Origin of the sequence: Actinophytocola sp., from assembly GCF_035762905.1 — a bacterium.
Classification (GTDB): Bacteria; Actinomycetota; Actinomycetes; order Mycobacteriales; family Pseudonocardiaceae; genus DASYTH01.
The window spans coordinates 1-12,350 of record NZ_DASUCC010000031.1 but is presented as its reverse complement, the minus strand read 5'-3'; the positions used below and the strand labels follow the sequence as shown (position 1 = coordinate 12,350).

At 72.1% G+C, this 12,350-nt stretch carries 10 protein-coding genes; 5 read left to right on the top strand and 5 right to left on the bottom strand.

Going from position 1 to position 12,350, the window contains the following annotated elements; translation table 11 throughout:
* Positions 1-2: 2 nt before the first annotated feature.
* On the bottom strand, positions 3-1,253 hold the full coding sequence (locus VFV67_RS04420; RefSeq protein WP_326467405.1) for an HRDC domain-containing protein: 1,251 nt from the start codon (positions 1,251-1,253) through the stop codon (positions 3-5).
* 88 nt (positions 1,254-1,341) lie between these two features.
* A complete protein-coding gene (locus VFV67_RS04415) occupies positions 1,342-2,058 on the bottom strand; it encodes a response regulator transcription factor (RefSeq protein ID WP_325161656.1) in 717 nt (238 codons plus the stop codon).
* A gap of 254 nt (positions 2,059-2,312) precedes the next feature.
* Between VFV67_RS04415 and VFV67_RS04410 the strand changes: the two genes are divergently transcribed.
* The gene (locus VFV67_RS04410) at positions 2,313-3,353 is read left to right on the top strand and encodes a dipeptidase (RefSeq protein ID WP_326467404.1); all 1,041 of its coding nucleotides are present in this window, start codon (positions 2,313-2,315) and stop codon (positions 3,351-3,353) included.
* A 64-nt stretch (positions 3,354-3,417) separates the two neighbouring features.
* On the opposite strand, the gene VFV67_RS04405 is transcribed toward VFV67_RS04410, so the two are convergent.
* On the bottom strand, positions 3,418-3,981 hold the full coding sequence (locus VFV67_RS04405; RefSeq protein ID WP_326467402.1) for a DUF3000 domain-containing protein: 564 nt from the start codon (positions 3,979-3,981) through the stop codon (positions 3,418-3,420).
* A gap of 88 nt (positions 3,982-4,069) precedes the next feature.
* Here VFV67_RS04405 and hemE point away from each other — a divergent pair, with 88 nt between their 5' ends.
* Positions 4,070-5,137 carry a uroporphyrinogen decarboxylase gene (gene hemE, locus VFV67_RS04400; RefSeq protein ID WP_414636171.1) on the top strand — a complete coding sequence of 356 codons (1,068 nt, stop codon included), beginning with the start codon at positions 4,070-4,072 and terminating at the stop codon, positions 5,135-5,137.
* On the top strand, positions 5,134-6,573 hold the full coding sequence (gene hemG, locus VFV67_RS04395) for a protoporphyrinogen oxidase (RefSeq protein WP_326467399.1): 1,440 nt from the start codon (positions 5,134-5,136) through the stop codon (positions 6,571-6,573). Before hemE ends, hemG begins: the two co-directional genes overlap by 4 nt.
* A gap of 19 nt (positions 6,574-6,592) precedes the next feature.
* Here hemG and VFV67_RS04390 read toward each other — a convergent pair whose 3' ends face one another.
* Entirely contained in the window at positions 6,593-7,030 is a 438-nt protein-coding gene (locus tag VFV67_RS04390) for a PPOX class F420-dependent oxidoreductase (RefSeq protein WP_326467398.1), read from the bottom strand.
* Positions 7,031-7,052: 22 nt separating this feature from the next.
* On the opposite strand from VFV67_RS04390, the gene hemQ reads away from it, so the two are divergent.
* On the top strand, positions 7,053-7,745 hold the full coding sequence (gene hemQ / locus VFV67_RS04385; protein ID WP_326467397.1) for a hydrogen peroxide-dependent heme synthase: 693 nt from the start codon (positions 7,053-7,055) through the stop codon (positions 7,743-7,745).
* A gap of 51 nt (positions 7,746-7,796) precedes the next feature.
* Here the strand turns inward: hemQ and VFV67_RS04380 are convergent, their stop codons facing one another.
* Positions 7,797-11,081, bottom strand: a complete 3,285-nt coding sequence (locus tag VFV67_RS04380) for a S8 family peptidase (RefSeq protein WP_326467395.1) — start codon at positions 11,079-11,081, stop codon at positions 7,797-7,799.
* 207 nt (positions 11,082-11,288) lie between these two features.
* On the opposite strand from VFV67_RS04380, the gene mgrA reads away from it, so the two are divergent.
* Positions 11,289-12,317 (top strand): L-glyceraldehyde 3-phosphate reductase, encoded by a 1,029-nt coding sequence (gene mgrA, locus VFV67_RS04375; protein WP_326467393.1) that lies wholly within the window; start codon positions 11,289-11,291, stop codon positions 12,315-12,317.
* Positions 12,318-12,350 lie beyond the last annotated feature (33 nt).

Here is a 12,350-nt window from a genome sequence, read left to right as displayed (position 1 = left end):
GGCTACCGCTCGGCCGGCGTGGCGCGCAGCGCTTCGGTGAGCGAGCTTGCGGTGAGGGCGATCTGCCAGCCGCGGGCGCCGCCGGCCCGCAGCGCCGCGGTGACCGCCTCCTCGGACAGCTCGGCCGGCGGCTCCCAGCAGGTGCGCCGGACCAGGTCGGGTTGCAGCAGGTTCTCCAGCGGCAGCCGGTTGGCCTCGGCGATGGCGGCCAGCGCCGCGCGGGCGGCGGCCAGCCGGGCCGCGGCGGCCGGATCCTTGTCGGCCCACCGGTTCGGCGGCGGCGGGCCGTCGTTGGGCGGGGACGGGTCGGGCAGCTCGCGCCGGCTCAGCTCGGCCGCGTCGCGCAGCGCCCGCATCCAGGTGTCGGCCAGCCGGCGCTGCGCCCGGCCGCGAAACACCGGCAGCTGCAGCAGACCGGCCTCGTCGGCCGGGGCGTCGACGGCGGCGTGCACGATCGCGCTGTCCGGCAGGATCCGCCCGGGGGCGATGTCGCGCTGCCGGGCCAGCCCGTCGCGCGCCTCCCACAGCGATCGCACGGCCGCGAGTCCGCGCGGGGTACGCACCCGGTGGATGCCCGACGTGCGCCGCCACGGCTCGGCCCGCGGCTGCGGGGGCGGCGCGGTGCGCAGCGCCTCGAACTCCTCGAGCGCCCAGTCGAGCTTGCCCTGCGCGGTCAGCTCGGCTTCGAGCGCGTCCCGCAGCGGCACCAGCAGCTCGACGTCGAGGGCGGCGTAGTTGAGCCAGTCCAGGGGCAGTGGGCGGTGCGACCAGTCGGCCGCGCCGTGTCCCTTCTCCAGCCGGAAGCCCAGCAGCAGCTCGACCAGCGTGCCGAGGGCGACCCGCTCGAAGCCGGCCAGCCGCCCGGCCAGCTCGGTGTCGAACAGCCGGTCCGGCCGCAGCCCCAACTCGTCGAGGCAGGGCAGATCCTGAGAGGCCGCATGCAGCACCCACTCGGCGCCCCGCAACGCCGCGATCAGCGGCTCGATGCGGTCGTCGAGCGCGACCGGATCCACCAGTACCGTGCCGACACCCTCCCGGCGGACCTGCACGAGGTAGGCCCGCTGGGAATACCGGTATCCGGAGGCTCGCTCGGTGTCGACCGCGATCGGCCCCTGGCCCGCGGCGATCGCGGCCGACACGTCGGCGAGCGTTCGCGGGTCCGTCACCACCTGCGGTGTGCCACCGGACGGCTCCGTCAGCAGCACGGGATCGGATCGCACCTGCTCGGTGTCCCCGTTCCCTGTTGTGCCCACGACGGATCACCCTACGGGACGATCTCCGGCAGGTGGTGCGGACCAGCAGATCTTGACTTGTGTTCCTACGATCGAGTCGCTTTCGCGCTCAGCGGATCACGCCGGCCCGCATCGCCAGCGCGACCATCTGAGCCCGGTCTCCGGTGCCCAACTTGCGGCCGATTCGCGAGAGATGGCTCTTCACCGTCAGAGCGGACAGGTTCAGACCCTCGCCGATCTCCTTGTTGGACTGTCCATCGGCCACGAGCTGGAGCACCTCGACCTCGCGCGCCGACAGCTCGCGCGGCGTGTTGTCGGTACCCGGAACCCGGGTGCCGGTCGCGAGGATCGGAGCGACGCTCGGGTCGGCGTACACGCCGCCTTCGAGCACCCGCCGAACCCCGTCGGTCACCACCATCGGTGAGGCCGACTTCAGCAGATAGGCCTGGGCGCCCGCCTGGAAGGCCGACCGAACCGCGTACGGATCGTCGGACGAGGCCAGCACCACGATCCGCGGCCAGCCATGGCTGCGGAGCTCGGTGACCAACTCGATGCCGCTGCCGTCCGGCAACCCGAGATCAAGGATCGCGAGATCGCACGGGCCGGTGGCCAATGCGCGCGCCCTTGCCTCGGCCACCGTGGCGGCTTCATGGACCGTGCCGGCTCCCATCTGTGTGAGCCGGGCAGCTATCGCCTCCCTCAACAACGGATGGTCATCGACCACTAGCACCGAGAACAGCTCTTCCCGCGGGTGCGGGACCATGTTCGCCGGCAGTACGCCGGCTGGCGTGGTTCGAACGGCCTGACCTAAGCCGACGGCAGCCACGTCACTACCTCCCTGGAGTCGGTCGTGCCCCCCGACCGGCACCGGGACTTTCGGCCAAACAGCCGCGCCGCCATTGGACCGAAAGTGGTGTCGACGAGAGGAGCCTAGCCGCCCAAGAGGGTTAGCGACATGATCAAGACGTGATATATCCGATCGAGTTGTCACCCGGCCGGGGTGATGTCACACGATTGGACCAACCCGTGCCGGTTACGTAACGGTAGTGCCAGCACACCCGATGAAACGGAGTCGCCCTCGTGGAAACCGCGGAGTACGAGCGGGCTCGGGCGCTGTTGGGGACCGCCCCCGTTGTCGATGGGCACAACGACCTGCCGTGGGCACTGCGCCAGCGGTTCGGCCCGGACGCGCGGGCGATCTGCGCCGGAATCGACCTCACGAAGCCACAATCGAAGCTGCACACCGATCTTCTTCGGCTGCGCGCGGGCGGTGTCGGCGCGCAGTTCTGGTCGGTCTACGTGCCGTGCGAGTTCACCGGCCACGCCGCGGTGACCGCCGTCCTGGAACAGATCGAGATCGTCTACGCGCTGGTCGCCAGGTATCCGGACCAGTTGCGGATCGCCGTGAGCGCGGACGCGGTGGAGTCGGCGATCGCCGCCGGCCGGGTGGCGTCGTTGCTCGGCGCGGAGGGCGGGCACTGCATCGGCGGGTCCCTCGGCGCGTTGCGGGCCCTGTACCGGTTGGGGGTTCGCTACCTGACGCTGACCCATTCCCGGAATGTGCCGTGGGCGGACTCGGCCACCGACGAGCCGGAACACGGCGGACTGACCGATTTCGGTCGTCAGGTGGTCGCCGAGATGAACCGGCTCGGCATGCTGGTCGATCTTTCGCACGTCTCTCCCGACACGATGCGCGACGCGCTCGACACCTCGACCGCTCCCGTGATCTTCAGCCATTCGTCCTGCCGCGCCGTGCGTGATCACCCACGCAACGTGCCCGACGATGTGCTGTCCCGGCTGCCGGAAAACGGCGGGGTATGCATGGTGACGTTCGTGTCCCAGTTCGTCTCGTCCGCCCTGCCCGCCACGGTTTCCGATGTGGTCGCCCATGTCGAGCACGCCCGGGAGATCGCCGGCATCGATCACATCGGCATCGGCGGCGACTTCGACGGCACGTCGTCGCTGCCCGAGGGCCTTGAGGACGTCAGCCGCTACCCGGCCCTGTTCGACGCGCTGCTGACCCGCGGCTGGACCGAGGACGACTGCGCCAAACTGGCCGGCCGCAACATACTCCGCGTGTTGCGGGCGGCCGAGCAGGTAGCCACTGACCAACAGTCCTAACTGGCAAAAGTTAACTGATCACCCCGGGCGCGTCGGTGCTCGGCGACGTCCCGGCCCGGACGGCTCAGCCGCGCAGGCGTTGGCCGAAGGCGGCAACGCCGACCGGAGGGAGGCCGACCACGCTGGCCATCAGGTCGCAGAAGGCTTCGCCGTGCGGGGCGAGGTCGGCGGACAGCGGCGTCCAGGAGGCGCGCAACTCGAGGTCGTCGGTGCGGGCGGGGCCGGAGATGTCGCCGAACCGGGCCGAGGAGGTGTCGGTGACGGTGCCGCCGAGCGCGGTGTACTCCGCGCCGCAGGCGGAAAGCGCGTCGGTGAGCCAGGACCAGGTGACCTCGGGCAGCAGCGGATCCACGGCCAGTTCGGCATCCAGTTCGGCGCGAACGTAGGCGACCACGCGGAGCACGCCGCCCCACGCGTCCGCGCCCTCCGGGTCGTGCAGCAGCACCAGCCGCCCGGTGGCGACGACCTCGCCCGGCCCGTCCACCTCGGCGGTGAACGCGCACGCCCACGGCGCGAGCCGTTGCGGTGCGCGGACCTCGTCGATGCGCAACTCGGGGCGGGGCCGCAGCGACCGCAGCGCTGCGACCGCGCGCGTGAACAGCTCGGGAGCGGCGGACGTACCGGTCACAAGTCGTAACTGTAAGTCCACCCGAGTCGGTGAGCGGTAACGGCGCGCCGGAGTTTCGCGTGGCACGATGTGTGTCGACATGACCAACGTGACCAAACCCGCCGGCAGCGCGGCCCGGCGCACGCTCGGCGAGGCGCCCCTGTTGCGGGCGGCCGCGGGCAAATCCTCGGATCGCGTACCGGTCTGGTTCATGCGGCAGGCGGGCCGGTCCCTGCCGGAGTACCGCAGGCTCCGCGCCGACTCCTCGATGATGAGCGCCTGCTTCGACCCGGCCATGGTCTGCGAGATCACCATGCAGCCGGTGCGCCGGCACGGCGTGGACGCGGCGATCCTGTTCAGCGACATCGTCGTGCCGCTGCACGCCGCCGGGATCGACCTGGACATCGTGCCCGGAACCGGCCCGGTGGTGGCGAACCCGGTGCGGGACGTCGACGACGTTCGGGCGCTGCCCGCGCTGGCTGCCGACGCGGTCCGCCCGGTGGCCGACGCGATCGGCCTGCTGCTCGCCGAGTTGGGCGACACCCCGCTGATCGGTTTCGCCGGCGCCCCGTTCACGCTGGCCTCGTACCTGATCGAGGGCGGGCCGAGCCGGCATCACGAGCGCACCAAGTCGCTGATGCACTCCGACCCGGACACCTGGCACGCGCTGCTCGGGTCGCTGGCCGGCATCACCCGCACGTTCCTGGACGCGCAGGTGGCCGCGGGCGTGGACGCGGTGCAGCTGTTCGACTCCTGGGCCGGTGCACTGTCCGAACGCGACTACCGGGAGCTGGTGCTGCCGCACTCGGCCGCGGTGCTGGCCGGGATCGGCGTGCCGAGCATCCACTTCGGGGTCGGCACCGGCGAGTTGCTCGGCGCGATGCGCGCGGCCGGACCGGACGTGGTCGGCGTGGACTGGCGGGTGCCGCTGGACGAGGCGGTGCGCCGGCTCGCGGCCGAGCGACCGGACGGCCCGGCCCCGGTGGTGCAGGGCAACCTCGATCCGGCCCTGCTGCTCGCCGACCTCCCGGTGCTCGAGCGGGAGGTGCGCCGGATCATCACGGAGGGCCGCGCGGCCGGCGGCCACATCTTCAACCTGGGCCACGGTGTGCTGCCCAACACCGACCCCGACGTGATCACCCGGGTGGTCGAGCTCGTGCACAGCGTCCAACCATGAACGTCGCTCCATCCCCCACCATCGCCGTCGTCGGTGGGGGGATCTCGGGGCTGGCGGCGGCGTACCGGTTGCGGCGGTTGCTCGGCGCGGACGCGCGGATCGTGCTGATCGAGCAGACCGACCGGCTCGGCGGAAAGCTGCGCACGGTGGAGTTGGCCGGCCTGCGCTACGACGTCGGGGCGGAGGCGTTCCTCAACCGGCGGCCCGAGGCGGTCGCGCTGGCCACCGAGGTCGGGTTGGCCCACGATCTGGTGCACCCGGCCGGGGCCCGGTCCATGGTGCTGGCCGGCGGGGTGACCCGGTACATCCCGCCACGCACCGTGATGGGGGTGCCGGCCGGACCGGACGCGGTGCGCGACGTGCTCTCCGCCGACGGGCTGCGCGCCGTCGCCGCGGAGCCCGGGCTGCCGCCGGTGCGGCTGGCCGGCGCGGACGCCGGTCTCGGTGCGCTGCTGCGCGAGCGGTTCGGCGCCGAACTGGTGGACCGGTTGGTGGATCCGTTGCTCGGCGGCGTCTACGCCGGCACCGTGGACGGGCTTGGCCTGCGGGCGACGCTGCCGGCCATCGCGGGCGCGCTGGACCGGGGTGCCACCTCGCTGACCGCGGCCGCCGCCGCGGCCCTGCCGGACGCGGAGTTCGTCGACGCCACCCCGGTGTTCGCGACGCTGCGCGGCGGGCTCGGCGGCCTGGTCGACGCGCTGACCGAGCGGTCCGATGTGGACATTCGGCTTGGGGTTCCGGTGCGCGCGCTGACCAGGCTGGACCGGGGCTGGCGGCTAGACCTGGGCGCGGTGCCGGCCGCGCATGCCCCGCCCGACCCGGTGCTGGATGCGGACGCGGTGCTGCTGGCGGTGCCGGCCCCCGCGGCCCGCCGGTTGCTGGACGGCGTGGCCGATCCGGCCGCGCGGGCCCTGGCCCGGGTCGAGGTCGCGTCCATGGCCGTGGTCGGGTTGGCGCTGCCGCCGGGCACCGAGCTGCCGGACAGCTCCGGGGTGCTGATCGGTTCCGGCGAGCGGCACGCGGACGGAAATCCGTACACCGCCAAGGCGTTCACCTTCTCCGCGCGCAAGTGGGGCCACCTCGGCACGGCCGGCCCGGTGCTGGTCCGGGGCTCGGTCGGGCGGCACGGCGACCCCGGCGCGCTGCGCGTCGACGATGCCGAGCTGGTCCGGCTGGTGTGGGCCGACCTGGCCGAGCTGACCGGGATCACGGCGGCACCGGTCGATGCGGTGGTGACCCGCTGGGGCGGTGGCCTGCCCCAGTTCGGCGTCGGCCATCTCGATCTGGTCGAGTCGATCGAGCGCGCGGTGGCGAAGCTGCCCGGTCTGGCCGTGGCCGGGGCAGTGCTGCGCGGGGTGGGCATCCCCGCCTGCATCGCCGCCGCCGACGCCGCCGCGACCACGATCGCCGCGGGGTTGGGCCAAGGCGTCGCATGACGTTCCAGGACGCGGGGACCTAATCCGAGACTTGGGCGTGGGCGATGACTCGGGTGATCCGGCCGCGGACGAGGTACTCGCCGGGGACGGCGTTGCGTTGTCCGAACGCCTCGGCCGCCGCCTCGCCCATGTACCGGGCGCCGAGCCGGGTGGCCCAGTGCCGCACCGCGTCGAGGTCCTCCGACAGCGTGGCCTCGGCCTCGATCATCACGAAGGAGTACGGGGGCTGCTGGTCGTCGACGCACACCGCGAACCGGGGGTCGCGGCGCAGTGCGTTGGCCTTGACGCCGGAATCGCCGGTGGTGAACACCAGGTGGTCGCCGTCGGTGGCCTGGTCGATCAGGAACCAGATCGGGGTCACGTGCGGGGCGCCGCTGGCCCTGGTCACCGCGAGCTTGCCGGTCCGGGTTCCGGCGTGGACGAACTCGAGCCATTCCGCCCTGGTCATCGCGCGCATGCGCAATGCCTACCATGGTCCTATGGCCCGAACGAACTTCGCCGAGCTGAACGCCACGATCCGATACACGATGTGGTCGGTGTTCCGGTTCGAGCCCGGCCGGCTGCCCGATGACCGCGGTCCGGCCGCGGCCGAGGCGCGGGACTACCTGGATGGTCTGCCGGACAAGGGTGTCGTGGTCCGCGGGGTGTACGACCTCGCCGGGCTGCGGGCCGACGCCGACTACATGGTCTGGTGGCACGCCGAGGAGGTCGAGCAGCTGCAGTCCGCCTACACCGGGCTGCGCCGCACCGCGCTCGGCCGGGCGTCGGTTCCGGTGTGGAGCCAGTTGGCGCTGCACCGTCCGGCCGAGTTCAACAAGAGCCACATTCCGGCCTTCCTCGCCGAGGAGGAGGCCCGCCGGTACGTGTGCGTCTATCCGTTCGTGCGGTCCTACGAGTGGTACCTGCTGCCGCCGGAGGAGCGCCGCCGGATGCTCGCCCAGCACGGCCAGCAGGCCCGGGACTTCCCGGACGTGCGGGCCAACACGGTGGCCTCGTTCGCGCTCGGCGACTACGAGTGGATCCTCGCCTTCGAGGCCGACGAGCTGCACCGGATCGTGGACCTGATGCGCAGGTTGCGGGAGAGCGACGCCCGGCGGCACGTGCGCGAGGAGATCCCGTTCTACACCGGAACCCGGGTGCCGCCGGCCGAGCTGGTGGCCGGCCTGCCCTGACGCCCGTTGGCCGGACCGGCGGCAGCGCTGCCGCCGGTCCGGCCGTGCGGTCTACTTCTTGACCAGCTTGTAGGCGTTGATGATGGTCTGGTCGACCGTGTTGCCGTGCCGGTCGGTCGCCATGGCCCGCAGCGACACCGACTTGGCGCCGGCCGGGTGGTGCAGCAGCACCGCGAGACCGAGGACCACCTCGGCCCGCCGCCAGGTCCGGCCCTCGTCGTAGGACACGTCGACGGTCAGCCGCTGCGCCCGGACCAGGGAACCGTTCTGCTGTTGCACGGCGACCGGAACCAGGAACGCCGTGCCTGCCGGCGCGCTGTTCGTGGCGTCCAGCCGCGGCGTGAACCGCACCGCGGACAGCGGGAGCGGCGCCGGCGTGTCACCGTCGACGTGCCCGGACCGGAACGTCCAGCTGGCCGAGACCCGCCGGCTCACGTCGAACAGCGCGGCGGACCGGACCGCCTCGGTGGTCACCCGGTAGTTGGCCACCTCCGGGGGCACGTCGAACCCGCCCCGGCCGGCCTCGGGGACCTCGCCGACCAGCTCACCGTTGCGGAACAGCTTGGTGCTGCCCGACTCCACGACCGACGAGCCGCTGTTGCCGCTGGCGTCGCTGAACAGCGGCACGGTCACGCCGATGAAGTCCCCGCCGCGGGCCGCCCACGGGAACTCCGAGCGCGGGAACGCCGGGCCGAACGGCGCGTTGAGGAACCGCTCGGTGACCGTGCGCCCGGCCCGGAACTGCTTGAACTCCGACAATGCCTCGTACTCGATCACGAAGTTCTCCAGATCCACCTGCCACAAGCCGGTCTGCCAGCGCACACCGTCGGCGTTGTAGTACTCGGTTCGCGAGCCCGGCAGGGTCACGTCCATCAGCACCGCGACGCCGCCCATCGAGGGGGCGTTGGCCGGAGCCGGGAAGGCGAACCGCAGACCGGACCGGCCGGGCGAGCCCGCGCCGAACTCGGCCTTGACCGTTGCCACGTCCCGTGGCCGGTACACCTTGGTGAACCCGGTCGGCACGGTGCCGAACCGGAACTCGGCCAGGCCGAAGAACTCCCCGCCCGCGTTGCTCCACTGGGTGTTGATGCTCGCGGTCAGCTGTTCCCTCGGCAGGGCCGGGCCGATGTGGGCGATCGAGTACACATCGAGATCACCCAGGATGAACGTGACGCCGAAGCCACCCTGTTCGCTGATCACGTCATAGCCGATGCCGGCCACCGCGAGCGTGGCCGCCGGGTCGGGCGGCGTGATGCTGACCGGCCGGCCCGTGCGGGCGTCCAGATCGACCGTGGTCTCGCCGGTCACCGACAGCGCCGGGTACGGCAGGTGGGCGAGCCGCTCCAGCGTGCCCTCGTTCTCGGCGATGACGATGGTGTCGGCCACGTAGCGGCCCTTGGGCAACCGGATCGTGGCGCTGCCGTCCGCGTCGTACGGGAAGGCGACGGTGGGGCTGTCCAGCCCGACCAGCAGGATGTCGTAGCCGGGGGTGAGTGCTCCGTCGAATCCCTTGACGTTGAACGTGACGTTGTAGCTTTCCACCTCCCGGTCGACCGCGATCGGCGTGCGCACCACGGTGTTGCCCGAGGTGGCCCGGATCGCGCCGGTGTAGCCGCCGTCCTTGCTGCCGACCCGGGTGTTGCCGGTGACCGAGACCTGGGCCTCGCCGCCGGCCGGCACGGTGATCTGGTTGGCGCTGATGGCGAACATGCCCGCGGGCGCGGGCTGTCCGTCCGGCCCGGTGGCCTCGACGGCCAGGTCCAGCGTGACCGCCGCGGCGCCGGTGTTGCGGTAGCTGAGCGGTTTGGTCACCGGCTGGTCGTCATCGTGCGGCCACTGGACGGTGCCGAGGCTGACGCTGGTGGGCTGGGTGACGACGGTCTGGGTGATCGCCTTGGCCATGTCCACCCGGCCGGAGCCCTGGTCGAACGCGCTCGCCCCGGCGGTCGGTGCGGCCGACGCGGTGAGCGCGGCCTTGATCTGGGCGCCGGTCCAGTCCGGGTGCTGCTGGGCGAGCAGCGCGGCGGACCCGGCCACGTGCGGGGTGGCCATGGACGTTCCGGACATGGAGACGTAGCCGTCCCCGGCCGGGTTGCCGAGGAACCCTTCGGCTGCCTTGGCGGCCACGATCTCCACACCGGGCGCGGTGATGTCGGGTTTGATCGCGCCGTCACCGGTGCGCGGCCCGCGGCTGGAGAAGAACGCGATCTCGTTGTCCCGGTCCACCGCGCCCACGGTCAGCGCGGCGTCGGCGCTGCCGGGGGAGGCGACGGTCTGCGGCCGGCCGGAGTTGCCGGCGGCGATGACGAACAGAATGCCGTGCTGCTCAGAGAGGGTGTTCACGGCCTCCTCGACCGGGTCGATCTCCGGGCTGTCGGTGCCGCCCAGGCTGAGGTTGGCCACCTTGGCGCCCTCGGCGGCGGCCCACTCCATGCCGGCGATGATCCACGAGTCGAGGCCGAAGCCGCCGTCGTTGAGCACCTTGCCGTCCAGGATGGTGGCGCCGAACGCGACGCCCTTGTACCGGCCGTCGGCCTTGGCGCCGGTGCCGGCCGCGATGGACGCCACGTGCGTGCCGTGTCCGGCCCGGTCGACGTTGTCGGCCGCGTCGGAGAAGTTCCGCTCGGCGGCTTGCCGGCCGGCCAGGTCGGGGTGGGTCTGGTCGACGCCGCTGTCCAGCACGGCGATCTTCACCCCGGTGCCGGTGAAGCCGGCCGCCCAGGCCGCGGGTGCGTTGATCTGCGGCACACTACGGTCCAAAGTGGACTTTCGGAGGCCGTCCAGCCACACCTTGCGCACGCCGGCCGCGGCGGTGCGGGCGGCGGGCGCCCCGGTGGTCACCGTGTTCCACAGTGCGGTGGCGTTGGCCTTGTCGGCGGCCAGTGCGGTGCCGTTGATGCTGGGCAGGTCGCGGGCGCCGGCGGCGCCGGCCCGTGCGGCGCCGGGCTGGTAGGTGACGATCAGCGGGAGGGTGGCGCGGCTGGCGTCGTCGTAGCCGGACTCGGCGAGCAGGGTCACGTCGAACAGCCGGCGGTCGAGTTGCCCGGTGCGCAGCGGGCGGAGCGCGTCGGCCGGGATGACGTAGCGGTGGCCCGCGGCGTTGTAGGAGGCGAAGGTCATGCCCTCCCGGCCCTTGGCGGCGCGGATGGTCACGGGCGCGCCTGCCGTCGCCGGGATGATCACCCGGTCGCCGGTGATCAGGGTGACCGTGGTGGATCGGGCGGCGCCGGCCGGGCTGCCCGGTGCGGCCGGTGGTGCGGCTGTTGCGGAGTTGGTGACGGTGAGTGTGAGCGCGAGGACCGTGCCCGCGACTCCGACTCTTCGGCCGATATGCACTTGGTGTCCCTCCGTTGTGGTGTCCCTCAGGAGGGCGGGCGGCCGTGCGCCTTGCACTACACGCTCCGCCTATACATCGCGTGTATAGACGGGCATACCTCTGGTGGTGGTTACTCCCTGTGCCCCAGACCCTCCATGCGGGCAAGGTATCGCTGCTCGGTTCGGGTGACAATAGGCCGATTGGGGGCGGTAGGTCAGAATGCCGCCATGCCTTATGCCGCTGACCCCACCCGCTATGACCGGATGACCTACCGCCGCTGCGGGCGCAGCGGGCTGAAACTGCCGGCGGTCTCGCTGGGGCTGTGGCACAACTTCGGCGAGGACCGGCCCTACGAACTCGGCCGGTCGATCCTGCGCCGGGCGTTCGACCTCGGGGTCACGCACTTCGACCTGGCCAACAACTACGGCCCGCCGTACGGCTCGGCGGAGCGCAGCTTCGGTCGGGCCATGGCCGACGATCTGCACCCGTACCGGGACGAGCTAGTGATCTCGACGAAGGCCGGGTACGACATGTGGCCCGGCCCGTACGGGGAATGGGGCTCGCGCAAGTACCTGCTGGCCTCGCTGGACCAGTCCCTGACCCGGATGGGTCTGGACTACGTGGACATCTTCTACTCGCACCGGTTCGACCCGGACACGCCGTTGGAGGAGACGATCGGCGCGCTGGTCACCGCGGTCCGGTCGGGCAAGGCGCTCTACGCCGGCATCTCGTCCTACTCGCCGGCCGTCACCCGGCAGGCCGCCGAGTTGCTCCGCTCGGCCGGCATCCCGCTGCTGATCCACCAGCCGTCCTACTCGATGCTCAACCGCTGGATCGAGCCGGACCTGCTGGACACCCTCGGCGAGTTGGGCACCGGCTGCATCGCCTTCTCCCCACTCGGCCAGGGCCTGCTCACCGACCGGTACCTCGACGGAATCCCGGAAGGCTCCCGGGCCAGCCGGGACTCCTCGCTGCCGGCCAGCATGCTCTCCGAAGCAAACCTGGCCCGGGTCCGTGCCCTCGCCGAGATCGCCGGCCGGCGCGGTCAGTCCCTCGCCCAGATGGCGATCTCCTGGGTGCTGCGCGACGACCGGGTCACCTCGGCACTGATCGGCGCCAGTTCCGTCACCCAACTCGAAGCCAACCTCGCCGCCGTCGACGGCCCCCCGTTCACCGACGAGGAACTCGCCGAGATCGACCGGCACGCCGTCGACTCCGGCATCGATCTCTGGGAGACCTCCCGCACCGCCGGCTGAGAACGCGGGTTCGCCGTGCCACTGCGGGTGGGG

What these genes read in the sequence shown, in the direction of transcription:
- hemG (WP_326467399.1), top strand. Translation starts at nt 5,134, where the DNA reads ATGAACGTCGCTCCATCCCCCACCATCGCCGTCGTCGGTGGGGGGATC.
- VFV67_RS04390 (WP_326467398.1), bottom strand. Translation starts at nt 7,030, where the DNA reads ATGCGCGCGATGACCAGGGCGGAATGGCTCGAGTTCGTCCACGCCGGA.
- hemQ (WP_326467397.1), top strand. Translation starts at nt 7,053, where the DNA reads ATGGCCCGAACGAACTTCGCCGAGCTGAACGCCACGATCCGATACACG.
- mgrA (WP_326467393.1), top strand. Translation starts at nt 11,289, where the DNA reads ATGCCTTATGCCGCTGACCCCACCCGCTATGACCGGATGACCTACCGC.